The following is a 26,549-nucleotide window of genomic DNA, read 5'->3' as shown; positions in this document are numbered from 1 at the left end:
GTGTGGCTTTCTAATTACTGGTCCATATAGATTGGTCTATTTTTTCCTTATTTCAAGTTATAAAAACACTTTCTTCCAAGATATATAGCTGTTGAGCCTAGTTGTTCTTCGATTCTCAACAATTGATTGTATTTCGCAACTCTTTCAGAACGAGCAGGAGCCCCGGTTTTAATCTGCCCTGCATTGACTGCTACAACTAGATCCGCAATTGTAGTATCTTCTGTCTCTCCAGAGCGATGGGATACAACGGTTGTATAACCAGCCCTATGTGCCATTTGAATGGTATCCAATGTCTCCGATAACGTTCCAATCTGATTTAGTTTGATAAGGATTGAATTTGTGGTTCTCCCTTTAATACCTCTTTGCAATCTATTAGGATTCGTAACATAAAGATCATCACCCATGACTTGAATACGACTTCCAAATACATCCGTCATCTTTTGGAATGCCTCCCAGTCCTCTTCATGGAAACCATCTTCTATAGATATGATTGGATATTTGCTTATCAGATATTTATAATAGGAAATCAATTCAGCTGAATCCATGATTACCCCTTGACCAGCCAAGTCATATTTTCCATCCACATAGAATTCGGAAGCAGCTGGATCTAGGGCAATCATAACATCTTTACCCGGTTCATATTTGGCTTTTTCAATGGCTTCTACAATATATTGAAGGGCTTGCTCATTGGATGCCAAATTTGGTGCAAATCCTCCTTCATCTCCAATAGATGTATTAAGTCCATTTTTCTTTAATAGTGCTTTAAGATTATGGTATACCTCGGCACATATTCTTAGGGCATCCTTAAATGAAGTTGCACCCGTAGGCATGATCATAAACTCTTGGATATCAACGTTATTGTCTGCATGTTTTCCACCGTTTAAAATATTCATCATAGGCACTGGAATCGTAATGGCATTGGTGCCACCAATATATCGATAGAGCGGTAGATTTAAGCTTGCTGCAGCTGCCTTTGCTACTGCCAATGAAACACCTAACATGGCATTGGCACCCAGTTTCTCTTTGTTCTCTGTACCATCCAGTTCAATCAATAGATTATCAATATGTCTTTGGTCTAATACGCTCTCACCAATAATTGCCGGCTTGATGATCTCTTTAACGTTACAAACCGCTTTCAAAACACCTTTTCCAAAGTATCTATTACTCTCACCATCCCTCAATTCCACTGCTTCAAATGTTCCTGTAGAAGCCCCTGAAGGTATAGCAGCTCTTCCCAAGATACCATTTTCAAGAATCACATCTACTTCGATGGTCGGATTACCCCTAGAATCCAAAACTTCTCTTGCCAATACATTGTTAATCTTCATTCTTATGTCCTCCTTTATTTACAGATAGTTAAAACTATCATAGGTTTTATTTAAAATCCCTAATGATCACTTTATACATGATGCCTTTAATATTCATTATTAGACAACACTTCTGATTGGTAGAAAATTCGAATTAATTATAACTTTGCTTTTTCCTTGTACACAGTTAGCTCTCGGCTATAGTCGCTTAGGGTTTTGGCTGCATGCTGTAAACTGGCTTGATATTGCTTATTCTCATGGACCAAGCCTGATACCTGGAGCTTAAGTCTGTCATAATCCTTCTTCATCTCAAAATAGTTAAACTTCAGGGATGCATACTTTGCACTTGTAACCATTAGCTCTCTGCATATCTTTAATGAAAAATCTCCATTCTCTTCTAATTCTTTTATTCGCTTGTCTGCATAATAATAGCTTAAGCCTATAATGGTAAGATTTCTAATAGCTTTTTCCTCAGATAAATCGTGGTCCTTTATATATTTGTCAAAACCTCTCTGTGTTTCCCCATCAAACTCGAGAAGTTCTTTAATATCTCCCATTACTATTTACCTCCTGTCACCTCATATAGTCTAATCCATGTTCCTTTAATCTCATGAAGCCTAGAATCCAGCTGTTTAAAAAGACTGACTCGGGCTTCAACAGAAGCTCTTTCTTTATTTCTCAATTCCAATGTTTTCTTCAAAATCTCTTCAACATTTTCAATAATTTGATCGACTTTTTCTTGGTAGACCCTTTCAAAGATAAATTTGCTATCCTTAAGCTTACAGCTATAGTCCCATTTAAGATTGTTTCCATTCTTTTCAAGTTCCTCATCTACACGGTCTATTAAATCTGAAAGCATGATCTTATCTCTTATTTTTTTAGGAAGAAGAAATAGAAAGTCCTTAATTTTAGGCAGTAGAAATGCTGGACTTGAGCTTCCAAATTTGAAAAAGAACCTATCTTTATCCACAAAAGCCATTTCATCCAATGGTTGAGCAATTTTTAGACGAAATACTTCGTAGGTAACACCATTTATGAAATCAATGGCTTCATTCAATCTATTTGTAAAGTTTTTAATAATAATCCCATAGTCCTCTTTGAGCTTGATTTTCTGTTCTCTGTCCCATTCAGAGTAAGCATCTTCAATAAATAGCTCAAGCTTGGCATTTAAAAAAGAGGATAATTCCTTAAATTTCATGTTTTGATTCTGATAATAGAGGTTTGTAAGACCTTCCTTAACTATCTTTCCATTGCGAGTACGGAAACCAACTATATCATTCTCAACCAAGTCGATTACAGCTTTCAAATCCATTTCCACTAAAACTAAAGCTTCCTTCTTTAATCTAGCAACCTCAGCCGCCTTGCTCTTGAATTCTTCTAGTTGCTGCTCTAAAACTTCTATGGGGCTATTTAATATGCTAATTTGAAAATCAATCTGTTCCTTTGTGGCTTGAATGATATAATCTAGTTTCTCCTCGTAGCTCTTCAGTAAATAATCTCCCTTTTCCTTCAGTAAAAATTTCTCTAAAACATCCTCGAACAAAGCCATACTGCTGTTTTTAAAGGCAGTAGTATTTTTCTCTTTTTTCCCTTCAAGGGCTAACCTTGCAGATACAGGATAGATGTTTATCTCTTTTCCTAGATGTTTGGATATGGCATTCGCAGAAAAAAGCAGACTCTCTTTTTTCTCATCTTCAGAAAGGTAATCTATTTTATTCTGAACAAAGAATACTTTTTGAAAATACCTCTTTATTTCTGATAAAAAATCAAGCTCTAATTCTGATATGGGTGCATCGGAGGAAATAAGGAATATAGCTGCATCTGCCTGGGGTAAATATCTATATGCTTCTTTGGTATTATGTCTATGTATTGATCCAATACCTGGAGTATCAATTAATACCAAACCATTTTTTAAGATTACTGCCGGATAATAAATATCAATTTTTTCTACTTGTTTCACATTTTGAGGATTATGCTGCTCAGAAATATATTGATCTATCTTTCCTAGGTTAACCTCTAAGGTTTTAGAGTTCTTAAATGTTACAACTGTTCTAGGTTTATTACTATACCGTATATGAGTGATAATAGAGGTAATGGGTATTACACCAGTAGGAAGAATATCATCCCCTAAGAAATAATTGATCAAGGTAGATTTTCCCCTCTTAAACTGTCCAATGATTACTATATGGAATTCTGTGTTTCCTATTTTTTCTGCCTGTTGTTTTATCAGGCTTAATAGTTCTTCGTTTTCAATATGCTCTGCTATATCCTTTAAGGCTTGAATGGCTATGATGTATTTATCCAATAGCATATTCAACTGTGTTAACATTCCGCTCACTCCTGACAATAAGTTCTGGACTCATTTTCTGGCCTAAATACCATTCATTCTCTATCTATTTCAGATACTTGATGATATTCACATCATCTACAATCATTACAAAGCCTTCTTTTATCAGTTCGTCTAGACAACGCAGGAACTGATCTACTTTCTCTGCCGCATCTACGATTTCCAAAACCAATGGTAGATCATCAGACAAAGTTAATATATGGGTACTGTGAATATGATGGTCCATTCCAAAACCTTCTATGCCTCTGTATACTGTTATACCTGCCATATCTTCTTTTTTTGCTCTTTCTACTATGACATGATGCAAAGGCTTACTTTTATATTTATGACTTTCAGAAATATAAATTTTGATTAATTTTCCCTTTCCCTGTACCCTCATAAACATCCCCCTATGCTACTTCATTGGCTGTAACAGCAAACGCTTTTGCAGCAAGAAAGCCCAACTCTACAGCAAATAGTCCAATAATAATATTTAATGCTATATTTATCACTGCTGATGTATAGTTTGATTCTCTGATAAGGTTAAAAGATTCTAAGGAAAAGGTTGAAAATGTGGTCAATGCACCGATCATTCCTGGAGCTATGAAAACCCTAAAAGTTGGCGTGATTTCAATCGTTTCATTTCCGTACACAGTGATGAATCCTAAAATAAAGCACCCTATTCCATTTACTGCTAATGTTCCATAAGGAAAATATGGTCCGAGGCGTTCCATTACCCAGTTTGAAATCCAGTATCTCAAGTTACTCCCAAGAAATCCTCCTAACCCCAACGCAAAAATTTTTGACCACATAACACATCCACCCTTTCACGCAGTTCTAATTCATAAAATAAAAAGCTCCTACCAAATGCACACAATTGTATACATATTGGTAGAAGCTATTAGTCAAAAGACGCTTTGGATGCTATCCCAGGAGAGCTTCATCTCCCTTGCTGATTAATCATTTAATTCAATGTGGTAATTTCAAATATATTCCTATTGTAGCAGATAATCCCTTAACCTTCAAGTAAGGTTTTTTCGATTTTTATTCTACCAGCGGCACAGAATATAAATTCCATCATAGATTTCCGAACCTATTTTAAATATATTATCTATATCATCGATTAAAAATGCTGGAGTTCTTTTGTGCCACAAATTTGCAAAGGCTGCAGAAACTAGTCTTCCCTGCCAGCGTAATGATTCTAACAACCCTAGCCATCGTTATGTACCAATGAGTTTCATATGTTGAATAGTAATAAAAACTATGTCTCAATAAAATTTTTAGGGTATCTCTTGTCTGTTTACATGCATACATTGTATTAAGAAGAATAATCATTATCTGTCACCGCCGCTACAGCATTTACTTTCACTCATGATCTGACACCTCCATTATTGTAAAGGAAACTCTTGCAGGAGCCTCTTATATTAAGGGGCTCTTTTCCTTTCAAAACCCTAAGTTGCTCAAACTGAAAAAATGAGCTTTTGTCTCCCCTATTGAATAAGCTATACTAGGCATCGAATGAAGAACATGGATGGTCAAGATTACATACTAAATAAAGGAGGTGCTATGAGTGGCTGATAAACAATGTGGTAACGTAGGCGGCATTTTTGGATGCAACGATAGCAGCTTACTTTTCTTTTTCTTACTATTGGTAGTCTTATTCTGCTATCCAAACCTTGGTGGCATTGGCAGATGTTAAATGCTTACCCTTTAAAATATAAAAAAGTTTGTGGATACCACAAACTTTTTTATATTTTAAAGATTTACCATATAGCAACCAGGATCAGGAACCATAATAATAAACTGGTACCAGATACAAACTCAGTTTCAACCCTGGAATTTTGTGAACCTTTAGTCCTTGAAGTATTCTGATAACCTATGAATGATTTGACCTGCTCTATTTTCCCTTTTTGATCTTCTGTAATAAAGCCTTCCATGTTTGATATGGCATCTAAGTTCTTAATGTGTTTATCTAATACCTCTTGAGATACTTCGTTTTTTAATCTTGCTATTTCTCTATATATTTGTCTTTCAGACAAATTTCCATATTGTTGTTTAAACTCATTATATTTTTCCATTTGTTCAGCAGGAAATATTAGCATTTCAAGTGTATCACCACTTGCTTTTCTCATTACCCCTCACCTCCTTTCACATCCACTTTTGCACTAGTATAATATGTCCACCCTTTCATGATGTTACAGATATGCAATTACTACATGTATTGGTAATACATGTAATAATTGCATATCTTAAAGTAGGCAAAAGACAAGCCATGGAATTGATGGATAAAGAAGATGAATGATAATGGATTACAAGACAACATACACAATAACATATATCCTAAAGAATGCATATGCTATATGGAAAAGAAGTTTAAGGGAATATGGAGGAAGAAAAATGACAACTTTTGGACTTTTCTACGGAATCATTACCAGGATTGATGATTTTAGAACAGGAACTGGAGAAGCAACAGGATGTTATAAATTAATGACTGTACAAAACAGAGAGGGGAGTATTGTAAACTTTGTAATAACACCCAATACTTACTTTGTAGACCATACAATGGTGGCAGTAGGAGATATGGTAGTTGGATTTTATGATGCAAATGCCCCAGTTCCTTTGATTTATCCCCCACAATATCGAGCAATTGTTATGTCTAAACTCGTGCTAGGTCAAAATGTGAAAGTAGACTATTTTAATGAACAGTTGGTGAGTAGTGATGGCACTTTGAAATTAAACATTGCTCCGGTTACTCAGATAATACTGGAAAATAACCAAGCCTTTACTGCAAACCTTGCAAACCGTAATCTGATCGTTGTATATGGTCCAACTACAAGGAGCATTCCAGCTCAAACTACTCCATACAAAATTATTGTTTTGTGTCCCAAAGTATGACAGAGTAAAGCTTTACTTTCCCCAAATGCTATCTGACATGGGGTAAATTTTATGTAAGGAAGGGGATAATATGCAGATTCATGTTGTTCAACCAGGGCAATCCATATTCGAGATTGCTCAGATATATAATTCTACAGTATCCGCCATTGTAGGCGCCAATGAAATTCCAAATCCTAATCAATTAGTGGTCGGGCAGACAATGGTCATTCCCATCGTGGGAAGCTATTATTGGGTTCAACCGGGGGATAGTCTATATAGTATCGGGCAGAAATTTGGAATAAGCTATCAAGAACTGGCACGAATAAATCAAATACCAGTCACTCAACCCCTTAGGGTTGGACTGCGTTTATATATTCCTCCACGCCCCAAAAGAAGATCTGAGATTAACGCCTATGTGGAACCTATAGGAGGAACAGTTAGCACAGCATTAGAGGAATCAGCTCGGAAGGCAGCACCATTTCTCACATATCTAGCACCATTTAGCTATCAAATTCAAAGAGATGGCACATTAAAAGAGCCCCCATTAAATAATTTTCCAGCCATTGCCCGAACAAACAATGCAACTTTAATGATGGTAGTTACCAATCTTGAGGAAGGACAATTCAGTGCTGAATTGGGAAGGATCATCTTAACAAATGCAGATGTACAAAACCGTCTGCTTGATAATATTATTGCAACAGCAAAACAATATAATTTTAAAGATATACATTTTGATATGGAGTTTCTACCACCTGAATTAAGAGAAAATTATAATGCGTTTTTGAGGAAAGCCAAAGCAAGACTATCCAGTGAAGGCTTATTGATGTCAACAGCTTTAGCACCAAAAACCAGTGCTACACAAGAAGGTGCCTGGTATGAAGCCCACGACTACAAAGCCCACGGAGAAATAGCTGATTTTGTTGTCTTGATGACATATGAGTGGGGATATAGTGGCGGACCTCCAATGCCTGTGTCACCAATCGGTCCAGTACGAAATGTTATTCAATATGCCTTAACAGAAATGCCTGCCTCAAAAATCATGATGGGACAAAACTTGTATGGGTATGATTGGACATTACCCTATGTACCAGGCGGGCAATATGCTAGAGCAGTAAGTCCCCAACGAGCTATTCAAATTGCCGCAGAAAACAACGTCCCTATTAGGTATGATTATACAGCACAAGCCCCCTATTTTGATTATGTGGATAGTGAAGGGAAAAACCATAGGGTATGGTTTGAAGATGCACGTTCAATTCAAGCAAAATTTAATCTTGTAAAGGAATTGGGATTACGAGGGGTTAGTTATTGGAAATTAGGACTTCCATTCCCACAAAACTGGCTGCTGATAGAAGACAATTTTGACGTTATGAAACGATGAACCCTATACATCTTTCTAGGATATCTTAATGCTAAAATTGACCCAATAGGATGCTTTAGCCAGTATCCTATTGGGTCAATTTTCCTATTTCATTGATAAATTTCCATCCCTCATGTCACAGGCTATTCTATTAGTATGCTTCATACTGTTACTCCAATTCATCGATTAGTTCCATCGCCTTTTCCTTCGCCAGCTTCAGTACTTCTTTACCTTCTTCTGTGATTTCGTAATACTTTCTTACCTTTCCCTCGATTACCTTTTCACTAGCCGTTAGCAATCCACTCTCTTCGAGACTATGCAGAATTGGATATAGGGTTCCTGCGCTTATTTCATAACCATGCTCCTGTAGTTCTTCGATCATCCATAGACCAAATACAGGTTCTTTAGCTGCATGATGAAGTATATGAATTTGAATAAATCCTAAAAAAAGCTTTCGTAAAATCTTATTTTTCATAAAACTCACCCTTTCTTTATCCACTATAGATATCGAGTGACTCGGTAGACTATTATAAATACTTACGAAATTTACAGTTAGCTACCTTACACTTTTCTTCGTCAGCTGACATAATTGAGCATAAAGCCTAAGACAGCTCCAATTATTACAACTTTCCAAGGGGCAACCTTCCAAAACTCCAATAATCCAAAGAGGATAATGGCTATGATGAAATCATAGCTTGTTTTTATGGCATTTGTCCAAACTGGATTGTAGAGGGCAGCAAGCAAGATCCCTACAACGGCTGCATTAATACCAGTCAGAGCTGCTTGAAAACTTGGATGCTTTCTAAATTCGTCTAAGAAAGGCAATGCACCTGCAATGAGAAGAAAAGATGGCAGAAATATCGCAATAGTACCAACAAATATACCGCTTATACCATTGATCATGGCACCTAGATAACCTGCGAAAGTAAACAGCGGGCCTGGAACTGCTTGAGCAGCACCATACCCAGCAAGAAATTCTTCCGCACTTATAAAGAAAGGAACCAATTCCCTTTCGATTAATGGTAACACCACATGCCCTCCACCAAATACCAATGACCCTACCCTATAGAATGTATCAAATATACTCATAAGCCTGTGATCTGTAAGTTGCCTCAATACCGGGAGTATCAGCAGTAGACCAAAAAACAGTACAAAAGAAATAATTCCCGCTCTCTTACTAATGGATATGTTCATATGCTGTACATCTGGCGCATGGGCATCATGATACATCATAAGCCCAGCCACACCAGCTATAATAATAATTAGAATTTGAGTTAAAGCTGAAGGTTTTGCAAGGGTCAATGCTGCTGCAATAATCGCAATCGTAATTCTTTGTCTGTCAGGTGTTAGTTTCTTTCCCATTCCTAGTATTGCTTGGGCAACGACAGCAACTGCTATAATTTTTAGCCCTTGTATCCAACCAGCGCTTTCAAGGTTAAAGCTTTGATACATAAATGCAAAGATAGATAATACTATTACGGAAGGAAGCGTAAATCCCGCCCATGATATCACTCCACCTAGCAGCCCTCCCCTTAACATTCCTATGGATATTCCTACCTGTGAACTGGCTGGTCCAGGTAAGAACTGGCATAAGGCAATGATATCTGCATAGAATTTCTCATCTAACCACTTTCTTTTATCAACATATTCGCTTTTGAAGTATGCAAGGTGTGCAATAGGACCACCGAAAGAAGAAATTCCTAGTTTGGTTGATGCTTTTAATATTTCTAGTAATGTATTTTTAGATTTATCATTATTACGATTCATAGTTTCCTCCTTTAATTTAGAACTTCCTACTTCCATTTATACTAATTATTCCAAATCCAGTTCATGCTCATACAAACTCCCTATTAGTTGCACTTGAGAACGTTCAAGTTATTGAACTATGCTCAATTCATTACACTAAGTCTAACACGAAGCTGTCTGAGGAATATTATTTCTTGCTATCGATTTACGTTATCGTATATCGATATAATTATATCTTATATACCCCATATAATGCAATATCTAACATAAATGCTTTTTATTTAGAATACACAAAGCAGCTTGTGGGCTCACTAAATATTTGATCCACAAACTGCTTTACAATCTACCTAATATAATGTTTCTAATTATTTACCACGTTAAAAATGCACTACATTCATATGAATCTTCTTAATAGGCGAAGATTCTATCTGCTATTTGCTTTCTAATACTTCTGAAAGCAAAGGACATTCGTCTCTAAGCATCGAAAGGAAATCTAAATCATGGTATTTTCCTCTTGCAAAGAATGCTTTTCTCATGGTCCCTTCGTAAACAAAACCACATTTCTCTGCAACTTTTCTAGCTGCAATATTTTCACTTGCAGTACAAACCTGAAGTCGTTGAATAGGTTTAAGGGAAAAAATATATGCACAAAAAATTTTAATTGCCTCAGTGCTATAACCTTTTCCACGGTCTTCCTTGGTGTATATCTGGCATCCGACCTCATACCCTTCACTGTCTCCTACTCCCTTGAAGAATGTGATCGCACCCAAGATGCAGTCATTCTTATCGGTTATCAACATACGACCAAAATCATTTTCCCAGAATCCTGCATCTGCATAATGTTTTTGGATTTTCGTTTCATGGTACAAATCAATTCCCAAATATTCTCCTCTTTGATTCAAGTTATTCATCAAAGCAAGCATTGTTGGAATATCGTTATCTTCAATCAACCTAAGATTTATCTTCTTTCCCTCTAACATACGCTAACCCCTCTCACTTTTGCAAACCTACTTTATTCATTGTATTTCAAATCTTAACGAGATCCCTTGCAAAGTTCCGAGCTTTTTCCAGATCTCTATCGTTTGGTCTACCCTTATTTAGCCCCCCTAAAAACTTTGTAAAGCTATAGTTCATAAAACCTTTACAATAAAACTCTCCCACTATGTGAAATTCTTTTGCTATTAAACTTTCCTTTAGGCTTTTATGCATTACCTTAACCGGGATTGTCGAAGTTGAAAAAATGAAAGCATGCTTATGATTTTGAACTTTCAACCCATCAATAAGATTGAATATACTTTGATGGTTTTTGCCATTGTATATTCCTGATCCAAAACCAATCAAATCATAATCAGAAATCATTTCACTCTTAAACTCACTCGGTTTGATAATTTCAGCATTCAATTCTTCCCCCATAACCTTAGCAACATTAAGCGTATTGTTATGATGTACTGAAGCACAAACTATTAATACTTTTTCGTACATAGCCTCTCCCCCTTACATTTCTGTTTAACCCATATGTTCTGAAAGTATAATGGTGTAAGACCGTAAATATCACCAACTCTTTACTCTTCAATTTTATTCCAATATAACATTATATTACCATAGTTTTTCAAATCAATAAACCATGATAAAAACATACCGCTATAAGGTATGTTTTAGGACGTATATGTGTTACCCATTTATAGACCCCTATACCTTTTGATATTATTATTTTTAAACGGCCTTAACCCTTGATATAGAAATTTTTCCTTCTACTTTATTCAGATTTTTAATCTTTAGGGTCGGATCTGTTATGCCGCATTCATCCATAATATTTTCAAGCACTTTGAATTCTTTTCTCCTTATAACAACCTCTACTTTATATCTTCTATTGCCATGATTTCCTCGTGCTAAAAAGTTATTAACAGTATAGCCTTCTTCTCTGAGTTTTTCTGCTATTTCGATCATCTTGCTTTTATTATTCAAAAATACATCTACTTCTAAAATACCCAGGGCAAGTCGTTCCTCAATTTTACTCCCTACAAAAACCCCAAGCGTTTTTCCCAGTGCATATGCAACAGCAAAGTGAAAACCTTCTGAACTAGTCACCTTTCCTACAACCGTTGCAAAAATCATAGCATCTGCAAACACCAAGAAATATACTGGATTCATAATTTTCTTTGCCATCAAGATGCTCTTTAGTGTTGCCAAAATATTCGTAAGGGCTGTTACTAAGAACAAGCCGATCAGTGTTAATATAATATGTTGTGTCATTAAGACACCTCCTTTAAATTTCTAATTTTCATCGAATATACTCGCCTACGCTTATTAATATATTGCTTTCTTCCTATAACAAAAAAGCTAACATGTCAGTATGTTAGCAAATAATGAGTACTTTCAAAACTACATCATTAAACTTCAGATCATTATACAGAATATAGGACTTCCTCATGCTGCTAGGGTATAACAGCAATCATTCTGTACAAAGCTGATGAGGATTAACAATGCAATTATTCATTTTAATCATTCGTATTGAAAATTCAAGAATAGAATAAATTTACTTTCATCACTGGATATTTTGAGAATCTCTAATATGTATTAAGGACGGCATCAACATTCCTATATACGCTAGAAATAAAATGAAAAGCATCTTCATAGTAATTTTGAAACTAACGATAAGATTATATAAAAAAATAATTTGACTGTACATTCATTGATTTTATGAATCCAACTAACAATTCAACTTCTTATTATACCATGTGTTACGGTTTTTTGCAAATAAATATATATTAACAACCAGTTCTTGCTATGGAAATAGAAATACATGGCAATTATCTATTACTAATAGTATAATAATTTTCAAGTACAGCATTCATGCATAAACCTTTTGAGAGGTTATTTCACTCGGAAGGATAGCCGCGTGCCTCATGTATTTTGAAATCTTATTTTGTTGAAAGGAGCCTACTATGTTAGATCCATTGTTTATTGATAAGTTAAAGAAAGCGACAATCTTTGTAATTGTATTCACGTTGATATTTGTGGTTTTTTTCTCTACCCTGTCTTATACCCTGCCATTCGTTTTGGCATTCATCATTGCCCTATGGACAAAGCCTTTGAGTAACTTTTTACAAAAAAAATTAAAAGTTTCAAACGCCCTCTCTGCAATTTTATCTACAATTTTTGTATTTTCCTTGCTTGGAATTCTAGTATCTGCAGTTTTGTATAAGATTACAAATGAAGCAAGACTCCTACTTACAAAGGTACCTGAATTAGAAAAAATACGGGGCTATGTGGATCTCTATCTGAACGAGCTTAGCCGCTTCTTTGGTCAGTTAGACCCCGCCTTAGCAGAAAGAGCTTATCCTCAGCTTACATCCATGCTGTCTGGAACCCTAGATATAACTGTCAGTATCCTAAATGCCATCATCTCCTTTGTCGTTGGACTGCCTATAGCTCTTATGATTGCCTTCATTACGTTTCTTGCAACCTATTTCTTTTCAAAGGATATGCCTAACATCGTTGAAAAATTTTATTCGATTTTTTCCTTTAAAGGCAAGGAACAGATGCACAGCATTCTTAAAGAAGGCAGCGTAATGATCGCAGGTTATTTTAAAGCATATGCTATTGTGGTATTTCTTACATTTCTTGAAACATTTATTGGATTCTCCATCTTAGGAATAGATTATGCCTTAATACTCAGTATCTTATCAGCCGCTTTTGATATACTTCCTATTGTAGGAACTATTGTGGTTTATATACCCCTTGCCTTATATAACCTTTATTTAGGAAATACACTTGTTGCTGTAGGACTCATCATACTTTATATAGTTGTTACATTGGCAAGGCAGATTATTGAGCCGAAACTGGTATCAACGAGCCTTGATATTCATCCAGTTATGATCCTGGCTGCAATTTTTATTGGATTAAAAGCATACGGTTTCTTAGGAATGATCTTTTTAATCGCACTAATGGTAGCCTATAAAATATTAGCAAAAGTACGTATTTTGTAGAAAATAAAAATTACCTCTATCTCAATAAAAGAAACTGCACAAATTGTGCAGTTTCTTTTATTGTTTATTGCTGGATCTCTATCTTTCAATCTTTACCAAAGGTAACAGATTATATTTCTTCTCTCCAGAATCTCGGTGTCAGAAGTATGGCCACTGTAAATAACTCCAATCGACCCAAAAGCATAAAAAAAGATAACAATAGCTTACTTGGATTACTGAACTTGCTGTAAGTTGTAGCGGGTCCTACAAATTCAAAACCTGGACCTATGTTACCTAAAGTGGCAGCTACAGCACTTGATGCACTGATGAGACTTATTCCCTCCAGAGAAATAACGATAGTCCCTAGGGCAAATATAGCCATATAAAGTACGAAAAAGCTTGCAATCCCAGCTAAAGTATCCGGTGGTACCGCTCTATCCGCAACCTTAACGGATATAACAGCCCTTGGGTGTAGTATTTTTGAGACTTCCCGTTTGATTAGTTTTAACAGAACCAAGATTCTTATATTCTTCATCCCGCCCCCTGTTGAACCTGCACAACCGCCTACAAACATAAGCATAAATAAAATACCTTTGCTAAACGTGGACCATTCGTCGAAATTAACTGTAGCATATCCAGTGGTAGTAATAATTGAACTCACTTGAAATAGTGCATGCCGAAAGGATACACCTATATTCTGATATACTTGTGTGTTAATATTTATCGCAATTAGTATTACACTTATTCCTATAATTGATAAATATAGCCTAAGTTCTTCATTTTTAAATACATCTTTCCATTTTCCTTTATACAGCTCATAATACAGGGAAAAGTTTACACCTGACATAATCATAAATACCGCAATCACGACTTGAATATATGGACTGCTGAATGCACCTATACTGGCATTTCTCGTTGAAAACCCTCCCGTGCCCACCGTTCCAAAGGTATGAAGGGCTGCCTCGTATAGGTTCATTCCACCTAACATTAACAGTATTATCTCGGCCACTGTAATAATGACGTACGTCTTGTACAATAACTTAGCAGTATCCTTTATTCTTGGTACAATCTTATCGGCTACGGGTCCAGGGCTTTCCGCCTTGAAAAGCTGAAAACTGCCTACACCCATTGCTGGCAAAATTGCAACTGTAAAAACAAGGATACCCATCCCGCCAATCCAATGGGTAAATGATCTCCAGAATAAAATTCCTCTCGGCAGCACCTCTATGTCATTGATAATTGTGGCACCTGTTGTGGTAAATCCAGATACCGTTTCGAAAAAAGCATCAATCAAAGATGGTATGCTTCCAGAAAAAACAAAGGGTAATGATCCAAAAAAGGAAACAACCACCCACCCCAAAGTAACAATGGTTAAGCCTTCCTTTGCCTTAATTTTTTTCTTGCCTTGGGGAGCCTGAGATGCGATATAGCCAAGCATTAGCATCATCACAATACATCTGGCAAATGCAACCTTGTCCCCTTCATCGAAATATATAGCCAAGGCCAATGCCGGGATCATACTAACTGCCTCAACGGCTAGTAGATTTCCTAATACCTTTATTACGACTCCATAATTCACTAAATGCTCCTCCTCTTTCAGGGTTAAAGAATGACTCCAAGGCTGGTATTTCTGATAACAAACAGAAGATAACAATTCTGTCATTTGGCTGAATCACTGTATTTCCTCTGGGAATTATAACTCTTCCCTGACGAACAACTGCACCTATAATAACCCCTTTAGGTAATCCCAGTTCAACTATAGGTGTACCGGTAATCCTCATGTTCTCTTTCGCAATGATTTCCGTAACTTCAGCCTGCCCTTCTAAAAGCAAAGAAACAGAAACAACCCTGCCACCACGGATGAACTTCATAATTTCGCCGGCAGTGATATTAATAGGGTTTAGTGCTACATCAATCCCTAATTTCTCTATGATATGAACATAATTCGACCTGCTAACCTTGGCTATTACTTTTTCTACACCTGACTGTTTTGCCATTAAGGACATAAGCAAATTCTCCTCATCATAGCCAGTTACACCAATAAATGCGTCCATGGAGGACATATCTTCTTCTTCAAGGAGATTTATATCTGCTCCATCTCCATGAATTACCAAAGCATTATCCAAACTTTCAGACAGATATTTACACCTTTCTTTATCTCGTTCAATAATTTTCACATATAACCCTAGCTGAGATAATTTTTTCGTCAAGTAATATCCTATTTTTCCGCCACCAAGGATCATTACTCTTTTGACATACTTTCTCTCAATATTGCCTTTGCACATGGTAGCCAGCTGATTAATGCTATCTTTCTTACCTACAACATAGATTATATCACTCTCTTCAAGAATCGTACCCCCATAAGGAATGATGATATCACCTTGTCGGGATATGGCAACAATCAATAAATCTTCCATATGCCCTAGGTCTGCTACCTTTTTTCCTATATAATCAGGAAGATTATTAACGTTAAAATCAAACATCGAGACCTTACCTTTAGCAAACTCATCGGTGTACAACGCATACCGCTTAAGCAAGCAGCGCATTATTTCATTCGCAGTGGCAAGCTCAGGATTTACAACATAATCTATTTTCATTTCTGATTTAAAAAACTCTAACTGCTGGGCATATTCAGGATTTCTTATTCTCGCAACTGTACATTTACATCCTAGCTTTTTTGCAATGGAGCAGATAATCATATTGGTCTCATCACTACTCGTCACTGCAATAATCAAATCACACGTATGGATATTCAGTTCTTTTAATGCTTCTAGTTGCACACCATTTGCTTTCACTGTCAACACATCTAGATGATCATTAATCCGCTCTAGTACCTTTGCATCAATATCAACCATCGTGACATGGGTATCACCTATAAGTAGTGCTTCAGCAAGCTTGTATCCTAATTTACCAGCACCTACAATAATTGCTCTCATGATCTTCTTCCTTTCAATACACTGTTATAATTCTATGCTCTGATAAAAACATTATATGTTTATCTAACAAAACGAACTAGCATTTACACTGATTATCCACCTCATATAGGTCCCCCTTCTTTCGACATCAGACATCTGATGTCCTCGTACTATTTTATCAGAATTTTTATTTTTTGTATCTACTTATTTTATAGACTTCTCCGATTAACTATGCTATTACAAATATACCATGATTTCTAAATGCTTTCATCAATTTTGCATAATTAATACAAAATATATCGGTCACAGTTATATATTTGAAGCAATAACACAATTGATATATACTTAAGCTAGTAAATTCTTTTTAAAGAGTGGGTGAAAATGTGAGAAGTTTAAGACAAAAATTCTCTATAGTCTATCTTTGTCTTGTAATCATCATTGCCCTTGTGGGTATGATTTCTGTATTTAATTTTTATGGTCTTACCATGACTATCGATGGACTAATGACCGATAACTATACAAGCTTAAAGATCATAAATAATATGATAGAATCCTTAGAAAGACAAGATAGTGCCATATTAACCTACACCAGCGGCAACCGAGAACTAGGCTTAAAAACTTTCAATTCAAGTATTGATAAATTCTTAATGTGGTACTATAGAGCAGAAAATAACATTACTGAAGTGGGCGAAAGGGATTTAGTGACACAAATTAAAGAACATTATATGATTTATATTAATTCCTTTGATGAACTAAAGAACATGTCCAATGAGGTAGATCAAGAACAAATGATGGAATACTACACAAATACAATTAATCCTACTTTTCTATTACTTAAAGAGGATTTGCAAGCATTATGGGATATAAACGAGTCAGCCATGTTTCGCAACAAAGAACGGACAGCTCAAAATGCAGAAACTTCCACTTATTTGGTCCTAATGGTTTCCTTAATTGCAGCCATTGGGGGTTTTCTGATTTCCAAATTTTTTGCCAACAAATTTACCAGACCTGTCGAACAGCTGACAGAATCTATGAAACAAGTTCAAGCTGGAAATCTAGATACGCGGATTGATATAACATCCGATGATGAGATCGGTCAGTTTTCACAGGAGTTTAATAAAATGACAGAAAGGCTTATGTCATTTGAACATAGTACCTTAGGAAAGGTTTTAATGGAGAAAAGCAGGTCCTTAGCGATCGTCAGAAGTATAGCAGACCCGTTGATGGTTTTAGATAATGATTATAAAATACTACTCGTAAACAAAGCTTTTGAAGATATTTTTCAGACACAAGAATCACAAGCATATAGAAAGCACTTCCTTGAAATTGTTAGGATGAGCGAATTATACGACTATATTTCATCTATCGTTTCTGGTCAAGATATACAATTTAAGGAAAGTACCTTCTACCATGAATCAAACAATGCACATTATTATTTTAATGTAACACTTACTCAAGTTGAAGATATTGAATCGAAGATGAACGGTGTAGTGGTTCTCTTTCAAAATGTTACGGAACTGAAAAAACTTGAAAGAATGAAAACCAATTTTATATCCACCATTTCCCATGAATTTAAAACACCGCTTACATCCATTATGATGGGCGCAAGCTTGTTAGCAGAATACAATATCGGTGATCTTAATCCTACGCAAAAGGATGTCCTATCCACTATAGAAGAAGATTGCCAAAAACTAGCGAATTTAGTGGATGATTTGCTACACTTAGCGAAATTACAATCTACAAAATATGTGTACGTTATGGAGCTAACTGAAATTGATAGGATTATTGAAAGTGCTATAAAGCCATTTTACCATCAAACAAAGAGCAAAGAGGTGGACCTTTATTATTGCATTGAGAATGATCTGCCTAAAGTAAATGTAGACCAAGAAAGAATCACTTGGGTTCTCAACAATCTAATAGGCAATGCCCTAAAATATACAAAATCAGGTGATAATATCTCCATAACGTCTTATCTGCGTGATGACCAGGTTTATGTTTCTATAGCAGATACTGGCATCGGTATTCCCGAAGAGTATATAGATAAGATATTTGAACAATTTGTCCAAGTAGAAAACTCTGACTTAGAAGTTAGAGGAACTGGTCTTGGTCTATCCATCGCAAAAGAAATTGTACATGCCCATGATGGAAGCATATGGTGTGAAAGCACCCCTAATAAAGGTAGTTGTTTTACCTTTACACTGCCTATACCTCCAACAAAGTTCTAGCCCAATCATTAAGAACAATTACTCAAAGAGGTGATTTAGTCATGAAAAAAGTGCTTATAGCAGATGACACTAAGAACATTCGAAGCTTGCTCGCTACATGTCTTGAGCATGAGGGCTTTGTAGTCACCAATGTAGAAAACGGTGAGGAAGCTTTAGAAGCTTTCCATAATGATGTATTTGATCTTGCCTTCTTAGATATTAAAATGCCTAGGATCAGTGGTACTGAGGTACTTCGCCGCATTAGGGAGCTCAGCATCCAAACACCCGTTATCATCATAACCGCCTTTGCAACAATTAAAAATGCTGTTGAATGTACACAGTTAGGCGCTGTTGCCTATTTACAAAAACCATTTACAACCAATCGTATAAAACAAGTTTTATTTGAAATAATGGCAGAGCGTAATCATCAGGCTACAGTTGAAGATTTACTACGATTGAGTAATGAGAAAATCACCCATGGAAATCTAGAGAGCGCTCTCATGCTACTAAAAAAAGCCCTGTCTATAGCACCTACAAATTCTCTGATATATGCACGTTTGGCTAAAGTATATGGTCTATTAGGAAATACTGAAGATGCTGCGAAGTTTACTGCAATCTGTAGCGTATTGATGCATAAAAACACCTGATGTCTTTGCATCAGGTGTTTTTATTATAGTATTAACTCTTCTTTTCAATTTTCTGTATATCATTGTTGTGGCCTACAACCACTATAACATCCTCTTGATATATAACATCTTGGGCGCTTGGCGAGATATTAATCTCTGACTTTTGTTTGATTGCCATAATATTCACTCCATATTTTACCCTTATGTTAATATCTTTCAAACTTTTTCCCACCCATTCCTTTAACGGCGTTATTTCAACGATACTATAATCAGGTGCAAGCTCAATATAGTCAATAATATTTGAAGAAACTAGATTATGTGCCACCCTTACGCCCATCTCCCTTTCAGGCAGCACAACCCGATCTGCACCAGTTTTATAGAGAATCTTAGCATGAAGCTCATTCTGCGCTTTAGCAACAACATATTTAACCCCTAGTTCTTTTGCTAATAGGGTAATCAAAATAGAGGATTGTATATCTGACCCTATTGCAATGACTGCAACATCATAGTTTCTTATGCCAAGAGATTTTAATGAACTTTCATCTATAGCATCCATTTGAACAGCATGGGTAACCGCATCTGCCAACTCTTTTATAACATCTTCATCCTGATCTATGGCTAACACATCATGTCCTACCCCGTAAAGTGTACGTGCTACACTTGAACCAAACCTGCCACATCCAATTACAGCAAATTGTTTCATATTTTCCCCCCTGCTCTACAATTACTTATTATTCTTGATATTTATAGTACTCTTTATTTATAAGTTACTGATTAGCTAGAAACAGCCCTTGCTTTCACCTAATATTTTGTATACACGTTATCTATTTTTAATATGACCCTAGAATTCTTTCCAAAAACTCTAGTTCTTTTCTTATAAGTCTTATTCTATGTCCATAATACGATAGGCTTTCAACTTCGAATGGAGACAGATTAACATACACATCTATCAATTCATCTAAAATTTCCGTCTTATTTTCGATAGAAACCAACACTTCTTCTTTACTTTCCATATTATCTGCTCCTTTTACATCTCATATATGGAATACCTATTAAATTTGGATCCCCCGCTTCCAAATGGAACTAAGCGCATTATCTTTAAATTATAGCCCCACCGCAGATTATGGTCAAATTCAGCCTCTTATCCTATGGCAAATCATCCAATCTACCAACCTTGATTTGAGCAGATTATATAAGTATTCCTTCATAATATTCTTTAAATCGCCCTTATTCTATAGGTATTCAATCTGATAGTTCCCTCACTGATATGATATATAAAAGCAGTTTATGCTTTGTGAAAAGACTAAAAAAGAGCCCTCAGGACGGTTCCCGACGGCTCTTTCATAAATTCATTTTGTTATGATCATTTCTCGATATATAACTTATGCCATATCTATCTTTTCCAGTTCATCTCCCAGATACCTAGCGATTTCCTTCATCCCGAAAACTTCTGCTTTCAGTTCTGCATCAGGGTTATAATTCGTATTTGTATTTACATCATAAGTAAAAATCTCACCATTCTTATCCATAATAAACTCAATACCTGATATATGGATGCCATTGGCTTCAAGAAACTTTTCGTATTTTTCAAGAATAGGATTCATGAATCCTTGGATAATTTCAAACTTTGGTTTCTCAATTTCTCCTACTGGACAGAAAGCATCACCAATTTGACACGCATCTGCCGGGCATAGTTGAAATCCCTGACTAGTGTCTACTCTAACAGCATATAAGAACTTTCTGCCAATAAACTCACACCGTGTAATGAATGGTTCATCCGACTGAATATATTCCTGTATCAATGTGATACCATCGATTGGCTCATCAAAGCTAGACCCTTCGACATATTTTTTTAAGGCATCAATATTTTGAAACAATTGTACACCAAGGCCTTTTCCTGCTCTGTTATGTTTTGTAATGAATGGTCCGCTAAATTTCTTTGCTGCTTCAATAATTTGTTCTTTTCCAACAGCAGCAATGGTTTTCGGCGTGCGGATTCCATGGGCATTAAGTGACGTATACTGAGCAATCTTGCTGATTTCTAATTGCAATGCACGACCCGAATTGATTACCTTCCTTCCATGTCTCTCCAACCATGCTATCACAGCTCCCGTATATTCTGGTGCATAGCGATGATTTCGGGTATGGGAAGAAGCACTCATTCGATTGTAAAATACACCTTCAGGTGGCTCAACTGATAAGTCTAGAACTCCCTTGTCCAAAAACCAATCCTCATAAGGAAGTCCAAGTTCATCTAGCCCCTTGAGTAATGGTGCTGTCCATTCATTGTTTTCATGAATAATATATATTTTCTTCACCAATCATCGCCCTCTCTTAATTGTTTATTAAACTATCCTTATTATTCACATCATTTTACTCAAGTTTAATTATATATTCTATTGTTCCATAAATCAATCTATATATTCATTAGGTAGATCCTTGTACGTTTCTTCAAAAGAAAAAAACGCCAAAGTTCGGGGAACTGGCTTTCAAGGGCGTGCATTTTTTAGACCACTTCTTCATCTCTCTAGCTTAATGGGTAACACATATACCACTATTTCTTTGCATCTGGAATAAACAGCTGCTTTCCATTTGCCTTGTAATCTCCAATGATTTTCTGACCTTCGTCTGAAGTGATAAAATCTATGAATGCAGCTGCAGCGTTCTTGCTTAGGTTTGAATATTTTTCTGGATTTACAGCAATAATACCATATGGATTAAAGAGAACTGGTTCACCCTGTAATACAACCTTTAAGTCTACTTTATCAACAAACTTATACCAAGTACCGCTATCAACCAATGTGTATGCACCCATCTCGCTGGCCATGGTCAATGTTGCGCCCATACCTTGCCCTGATTCTATATACCATTTGTTTCCTTGAGGCTTTAGGTTATACTTATCCCAAATGGCAAGTTCCTTTTTGTGGGTTCCGGATTGATCCCCTCGTGATACAAACTTAGTCTTTGCATACGCTATCTTCTTCATTGCTGATTCTGCATCTTTCGTGTCCTCAACCATCGCAGGGTCATTTTGGGGTCCTACCAAGAAGAAATAGTTATACATAACATCTTTTCTATTTACACCGTAACCACTGGCAACAAATTCATCTTCAGATTTTCTAGCGTGTACAAGGATTACATCAGCATTCCCTTGTTTTCCCATCTCAATGGCTTCCCCTGTTCCAACAGCAACAACCTTTGTCTTCACATCATATTTTTTATCAAAAGCAGGGATCAACACGTCTAACAGTCCTGTATCCTGGGTACTTGTTGTTGTAGCAAGTACCATTGAAGATTCAACTTTTGGTAGTTCTTGTTTTTTCACTGGCGTGCTTGCTTGAACAGGTGCTGGCCCTTCCACTTTCGCTAAGTATCGTCCATAGGCAACACCTAGACAACCAAATATCATTGCGACTACAAATAAAACAGTTAAGATCGTTTTAAACCTTCCCCCTTTTACATAAAACATTTTCTCCCTCCTTTGCTTTGAACATGTTCTCTTTGTTTTCTCTATAATATCACAAAGACAATCCAGAAAGGATTGTCTTTGTGATATTATAGAGAATTTATAAAATCCATCCAATGATATAGCTTTCTCTGTTTTTTCTAATGAATGATGCGCTAACCTGTCTTTATGCTTTTACTTTGAATCGATTTGACATTGCTTGTAAGTCCTTGGCTAATCCTTCTAATTCTTGGCATGAAGCAGATATTTCCTGCATTGCAGCAGTCTGTTCTTCCGTTGCTGCCGATACAAGCTGAATCTCTTCTGATACATCTTTACTCTTTTTCTGGATAACATTTGTAGACAAATCAATATTATTGCTAACTTCTGCCACCTCATTAATAGATACTGTTATAAAGGCTATCTGGTTATTCATCGTATTTACAAAATTTATGATCTCATTTAAAGCCTTGCCTGTATCCTTTACCGTTTCTGTACCCGCTTGCACAATCACATTATCCTCATTTACTACACGATTTGTCTCTGCAAGTTTATATTGAATTTCTTGAATTAAATCCTTAATCTGCATCGTGGATTCTTTGGAGTTTTCGGCAAGCTTTCTGATTTCATCAGCTACAACTGCAAAGCCTTTTCCCGCTTCACCTGCTCTGGCTGCCTCTATGGATGCATTTAGTGCCAATAGATTGGTTTGTTCTGCAATCGATTGTATTGTTTTAAGAATTTCATCCATTTTTGCAGAGCTCTTATTGATTTCGCCTAATGCTATGTTCATTTTTTCACTGCTTTTTTCTAGATCAGCCATACTTTCCATGGCATCCTTTACTTTTTCTTCACCAACCAACGCACTTTTATTGGCTTGTTGGCTTGAATGATTTATGGTTTCTGTGTTTGATAAAACACCTTGTATCATAGCTGACACTAATTGTATTTCTTCTGTGATACTCACAATCTCAGATAACTGGTCATCAGCGGTCTTTGCCACTTCTGCAGATGAAATAGCAACGCTTTCCGAAGCATCAGCTGATTGCTGCGAAATTGTTGTTAACATGACTGCAGACTTAGCCACTTGCTCTGCCAAGTATTGTGAGGAACGAATTAACTCCTTTAGACTCCCGACTGTACCCAACAAAGCATTTCCTAGCTTTTCTTCATCAGTGCTGACAGCTTGCATATCGATGGTAGTTGTAAAGACACCCATAAATTCTTCTTGCTTATAATAGGGCACCGCTAAAACAATGGCCAATTTATCCGTTGTTTTTGAAATCACGATGTCAGAAGTTTGAGGCTTACCTGTCTTTTTGGCATTCTTAAAATATTCTCGATCCCCATTATACACCAGCTTTGTGCCTAAGGAGTTATATATTTGTTGTCCTGATGCATCGGTAATGAAAAATACAGCTATTTCCTTATATTTAGCAAACATCTGTTTCTGTTTTTCATGAATTGTATCAATATTGTAATTGCTTTGGTAATAGATTTTTGTTAGTTGAATCAATAGATCTTCTATTCTATCTAGATTTTTTTTGGTGTTGGCACCCATAGGTATATCTATACATAAATTTCCTTTTGCCATTTCTTCTATTGCGTTTATGATATCCTCCGTTTTCTTATGGCTTCTTGAACGCTTATATAGATCAAATGCAAACAGTAAAAGTATGTATACGAGAAAAGCAGAATAACCAAGGTTCACATTCATCACTTTCAAACCATCAATAATTGGAATCAAAATCACGGGCACCCAATAAATTGAATATTTCATCAACATAGAAAATAATTTTGACAGCATACCTTCTCCCCCTTGTTTGGATACTTTCAATAATCAATTGCTAAAACTTCTGCAAAGTGAATCGTAAATCCATTTAAAATATTTTGTTCATATCTTTCTTCCCCTGTTTTTTCATTTTTCTACAAATTTATAAATACTTATTCGACATTTCCTAAAAACATCCTTCCAAAACTTTTCATAAAGAGCTGGTATATATTTTAATTAAGTAATATTCATTCTTCTCCTCAATCTAATAAAAACTCCTACTAAAGCAAGTATAGTCTCTTAAGTATGGATTGTTATAAATATTTGACATTGAAAACGCTCCAATAAATCTATATAGGTCATACAGATTCATTGGAGCTTCCATCATTCAAAAAATATTTGACACCCTATGAAGCCAACTTACTTCCTCTTATCAATCTCTACTACAATTTTATCGATTAGGTCTTGAACTTCAAATCCACCTCTTTCGCTGATCATTTCCATGGTCGCTATAGATGCCATGGTTTTGAATACTATAGGATTGTTCAACTTGCTGAATTTGGGTGATATTTGAAACAAAAACTCTTTTACGAAGGGATATTCTTTTATTACATCGCCTATGACCGTCTGTTTTGTAATACCATATCTATTTTCTTGACCAGGATGTTCTTCTATGTCTTTTATGTTTTCTTTTTTGTCATTCCAAGACAAGAGTCTCTGATTCCCAGTTAGACTTCTAATACGTGTAACATCCTGCATCATTTCCAATACACCTCTGAAATTCCCTTTTTCATCTCGAACTGCATTGTAAATGATATAGATAAATTTTCCACCTATCTCAAGCCAAAACTCCGCTTCATCATGCTCTCCTGCTCTGAAAGCTCTTATAATCTCTTCAACGGTACCTACGCTCTCTCTTGGATGACAGTTTTGAACCTCTCTTCCTATAACGCCTGGACTTCGTGGAAATACTCTATGCTTGGTGTCACTATAAAATTTCACGATATCATTCTCATCTACATAAGATAAATCCACCTGGAGATGCTTGAAGATGAGATTGATTTGTTCAAGGCTCAATTTTCCTTGACTGACATCAAGTACCTCACGATTGGATGTCATGTTGAGCATGCCATGTTTCCTGAATACATCAGCCAAATCCTTTAGTAATTCATTATTCGAATGGGCACCCACATCTTTCTCAGCTTCTCGTCCATATGGCGGTGGAGATTCAATGAGGCAATAGCCAATTTCGTCGTCTCCTTTTCGCATTTTGACAAAATCCTCATCAGAAAGCAGATCCATTGAAGTGGGATAAAGAATCTCCTCTTCCTTAACCATCATATCCTCTACCATTTCTATCACTTCATCTTGAAGCTTCAGGAATTCCTCATCCTGATCACTCTCCAAATACTTCTTAGCTTTCTTGATCATATCTTTTATATTATTCTCCAAAGTCCACATTACTTTTGAGGGCTTATCGAAGCCTTTACTTTCTAACGCTGGGTACAGTTGATTTTGTTTTCTAGCAAAATGGATATCAATCTCCGTCAGTCGATCATAAGCCTCTGCCCATTGATTCTTGATAAAATTTTTCTTGAGCATCTCCCTCATTTGATTTAGGACTTTTCGGAGGGCATCTACTTCATCCAGGTAGGTTCTGATAGGATGTCCCAATGCCAGAATTAATTTATTGGATACAAGAAGTCCTTCGAATATTTCCAATATCTCATCCATTCTCTCTGCCAGCACATCATCAGAAATTCCATACTTTTGAAGGTATTGTTCGCATATGGCAAACTCTTGGGCCGTAACTTGGTTAAAGGATTCCTTCATCTCTCTTTTTGCTTCTTCAAGGGAAATCTCACCATTCAAATAATTTAGCTTTATGGTCATAATCTTTTCAATCTTCTTCTCGTCAAAATCTAGATACTCTCCCATTTGAATTTTTTCTAATTCCTTTTTCATCTCCCTTTCATCCTTTCTTGTTCATTTATCAATCGAGTGTTTGAG

At 36.1% G+C, this 26,549-nt stretch carries 25 protein-coding genes and 1 riboswitch; of the genes, 6 read left to right on the top strand and 19 right to left on the bottom strand.

What is annotated here, in order from left to right:
* Positions 1-47: 47 nt before the first annotated feature.
* The 5 genes from eno to crcB form a co-directional block, all read right to left on the bottom strand.
* Positions 48-1,328, bottom strand: coding sequence for a phosphopyruvate hydratase (gene eno / locus K0R93_RS11760; RefSeq protein WP_300301468.1), 1,281 nt, complete (start codon positions 1,326-1,328; stop codon positions 48-50).
* Positions 1,329-1,465: 137 nt separating this feature from the next.
* On the bottom strand, positions 1,466-1,864 hold the full coding sequence (locus K0R93_RS11755; RefSeq protein WP_300301466.1) for a hypothetical protein: 399 nt from the start codon (positions 1,862-1,864) through the stop codon (positions 1,466-1,468).
* A gap of 2 nt (positions 1,865-1,866) precedes the next feature.
* Positions 1,867-3,636: a dynamin family protein gene (locus K0R93_RS11750; protein WP_300301464.1), complete on the bottom strand. Its 1,770-nt coding sequence runs from the start codon at positions 3,634-3,636 to the stop codon at positions 1,867-1,869.
* A gap of 64 nt (positions 3,637-3,700) precedes the next feature.
* On the bottom strand, positions 3,701-4,033 hold the full coding sequence (locus K0R93_RS11745) for a DUF190 domain-containing protein (RefSeq protein WP_300301462.1): 333 nt from the start codon (positions 4,031-4,033) through the stop codon (positions 3,701-3,703).
* 10 nt (positions 4,034-4,043) lie between these two features.
* Positions 4,044-4,445 carry a fluoride efflux transporter CrcB gene (gene crcB, locus K0R93_RS11740; protein WP_300301460.1) on the bottom strand — a complete coding sequence of 134 codons (402 nt, stop codon included), beginning with the start codon at positions 4,443-4,445 and terminating at the stop codon, positions 4,044-4,046.
* A gap of 73 nt (positions 4,446-4,518) precedes the next feature.
* Positions 4,519-4,590: riboswitch (Fluoride riboswitch) on the bottom strand.
* 613 nt (positions 4,591-5,203) lie between these two features.
* On the opposite strand from crcB, the gene K0R93_RS11735 reads away from it, so the two are divergent.
* A complete protein-coding gene (locus tag K0R93_RS11735; protein WP_300301458.1) occupies positions 5,204-5,332 on the top strand; it encodes a hypothetical protein in 129 nt (42 codons plus the stop codon).
* A gap of 64 nt (positions 5,333-5,396) precedes the next feature.
* Here the strand turns inward: K0R93_RS11735 and K0R93_RS11730 are convergent, their stop codons facing one another.
* Entirely contained in the window at positions 5,397-5,765 is a 369-nt protein-coding gene (locus tag K0R93_RS11730; RefSeq protein WP_300301456.1) for a hypothetical protein, read from the bottom strand.
* Positions 5,766-5,937: 172 nt separating this feature from the next.
* Here K0R93_RS11730 and K0R93_RS11725 point away from each other — a divergent pair, with 172 nt between their 5' ends.
* Positions 5,938-6,528 carry a hypothetical protein gene (locus K0R93_RS11725; protein ID WP_330685148.1) on the top strand — a complete coding sequence of 197 codons (591 nt, stop codon included), beginning with the start codon at positions 5,938-5,940 and terminating at the stop codon, positions 6,526-6,528.
* Positions 6,529-6,598: 70 nt separating this feature from the next.
* Positions 6,599-7,885 carry a glycoside hydrolase family 18 protein gene (locus tag K0R93_RS11720; RefSeq protein ID WP_300301454.1) on the top strand — a complete coding sequence of 429 codons (1,287 nt, stop codon included), beginning with the start codon at positions 6,599-6,601 and terminating at the stop codon, positions 7,883-7,885.
* Between the two features lie 148 nt (positions 7,886-8,033).
* On the opposite strand, the gene K0R93_RS11715 is transcribed toward K0R93_RS11720, so the two are convergent.
* From K0R93_RS11715 to K0R93_RS11695, 5 genes are all read right to left on the bottom strand, one after another.
* Positions 8,034-8,339 carry a PadR family transcriptional regulator gene (locus K0R93_RS11715; protein ID WP_300301452.1) on the bottom strand — a complete coding sequence of 102 codons (306 nt, stop codon included), beginning with the start codon at positions 8,337-8,339 and terminating at the stop codon, positions 8,034-8,036.
* A gap of 101 nt (positions 8,340-8,440) precedes the next feature.
* A complete protein-coding gene (gene chrA / locus K0R93_RS11710) occupies positions 8,441-9,631 on the bottom strand; it encodes a chromate efflux transporter (protein WP_300301450.1) in 1,191 nt (396 codons plus the stop codon).
* Positions 9,632-10,041: 410 nt separating this feature from the next.
* A complete protein-coding gene (locus K0R93_RS11705) occupies positions 10,042-10,590 on the bottom strand; it encodes a GNAT family N-acetyltransferase (protein ID WP_300301448.1) in 549 nt (182 codons plus the stop codon).
* Positions 10,591-10,636: 46 nt separating this feature from the next.
* Positions 10,637-11,092, bottom strand: coding sequence for a flavodoxin family protein (locus tag K0R93_RS11700; RefSeq protein ID WP_300301446.1), 456 nt, complete (start codon positions 11,090-11,092; stop codon positions 10,637-10,639).
* 231 nt (positions 11,093-11,323) lie between these two features.
* Positions 11,324-11,863, bottom strand: a complete 540-nt coding sequence (locus K0R93_RS11695) for a DUF5698 domain-containing protein (RefSeq protein ID WP_300301444.1) — start codon at positions 11,861-11,863, stop codon at positions 11,324-11,326.
* A gap of 692 nt (positions 11,864-12,555) precedes the next feature.
* Between K0R93_RS11695 and ytvI the strand changes: the two genes are divergently transcribed.
* Positions 12,556-13,599 (top strand): sporulation integral membrane protein YtvI, encoded by a 1,044-nt coding sequence (gene ytvI / locus K0R93_RS11690; protein ID WP_300301442.1) that lies wholly within the window; start codon positions 12,556-12,558, stop codon positions 13,597-13,599.
* Positions 13,600-13,708: 109 nt separating this feature from the next.
* Here ytvI and K0R93_RS11685 read toward each other — a convergent pair whose 3' ends face one another.
* Positions 13,709-15,157: a TrkH family potassium uptake protein gene (locus K0R93_RS11685; protein WP_300301440.1), complete on the bottom strand. Its 1,449-nt coding sequence runs from the start codon at positions 15,155-15,157 to the stop codon at positions 13,709-13,711.
* On the bottom strand, positions 15,108-16,514 hold the full coding sequence (trkA, locus tag K0R93_RS11680; protein ID WP_300301438.1) for a Trk system potassium transporter TrkA: 1,407 nt from the start codon (positions 16,512-16,514) through the stop codon (positions 15,108-15,110). Before trkA ends, K0R93_RS11685 begins: the two co-directional genes overlap by 50 nt.
* A gap of 362 nt (positions 16,515-16,876) precedes the next feature.
* On the opposite strand from trkA, the gene K0R93_RS11675 reads away from it, so the two are divergent.
* Positions 16,877-18,718, top strand: coding sequence for an ATP-binding protein (locus tag K0R93_RS11675; RefSeq protein WP_300301436.1), 1,842 nt, complete (start codon positions 16,877-16,879; stop codon positions 18,716-18,718).
* A 41-nt stretch (positions 18,719-18,759) separates the two neighbouring features.
* Positions 18,760-19,344, top strand: a complete 585-nt coding sequence (locus tag K0R93_RS11670) for a response regulator (RefSeq protein ID WP_300301434.1) — start codon at positions 18,760-18,762, stop codon at positions 19,342-19,344.
* A gap of 31 nt (positions 19,345-19,375) precedes the next feature.
* Here the strand turns inward: K0R93_RS11670 and K0R93_RS11665 are convergent, their stop codons facing one another.
* The 6 genes from K0R93_RS11665 to K0R93_RS11640 all read right to left on the bottom strand — a co-directional run bounded on the left by K0R93_RS11665 (position 19,376) and on the right by K0R93_RS11640 (position 26,504).
* Entirely contained in the window at positions 19,376-20,026 is a 651-nt protein-coding gene (locus K0R93_RS11665; RefSeq protein WP_300301432.1) for a potassium channel family protein, read from the bottom strand.
* A gap of 127 nt (positions 20,027-20,153) precedes the next feature.
* Complete coding sequence (locus K0R93_RS11660; protein ID WP_300301429.1) at positions 20,154-20,336, bottom strand: hypothetical protein; 183 nt, start codon at positions 20,334-20,336, stop codon at positions 20,154-20,156.
* 369 nt (positions 20,337-20,705) lie between these two features.
* Positions 20,706-21,641, bottom strand: coding sequence for an ATP-grasp domain-containing protein (locus K0R93_RS11655; RefSeq protein ID WP_300301495.1), 936 nt, complete (start codon positions 21,639-21,641; stop codon positions 20,706-20,708).
* A 236-nt stretch (positions 21,642-21,877) separates the two neighbouring features.
* Complete coding sequence (locus K0R93_RS11650; RefSeq protein WP_300301426.1) at positions 21,878-22,792, bottom strand: substrate-binding domain-containing protein; 915 nt, start codon at positions 22,790-22,792, stop codon at positions 21,878-21,880.
* Positions 22,793-22,955: 163 nt separating this feature from the next.
* Positions 22,956-24,575, bottom strand: a complete 1,620-nt coding sequence (locus K0R93_RS11645; protein ID WP_300301424.1) for a methyl-accepting chemotaxis protein — start codon at positions 24,573-24,575, stop codon at positions 22,956-22,958.
* 384 nt (positions 24,576-24,959) lie between these two features.
* The gene (locus tag K0R93_RS11640; RefSeq protein ID WP_300301421.1) at positions 24,960-26,504 is read right to left on the bottom strand and encodes a PAS domain-containing protein; all 1,545 of its coding nucleotides are present in this window, start codon (positions 26,502-26,504) and stop codon (positions 24,960-24,962) included.
* Between the last annotated feature and the right edge of the window lie 45 nt (positions 26,505-26,549).

The sequence above is a fragment of the Anaerosolibacter sp. genome, assembly GCF_029240175.1.
In the GTDB taxonomy this organism is placed as follows: Bacteria; Bacillota; Clostridia; order Peptostreptococcales; family Thermotaleaceae; genus Anaerosolibacter.
Note: the sequence above shows the minus strand (reverse complement) of the source record. Positions and strands in the feature narration are given on the sequence as shown.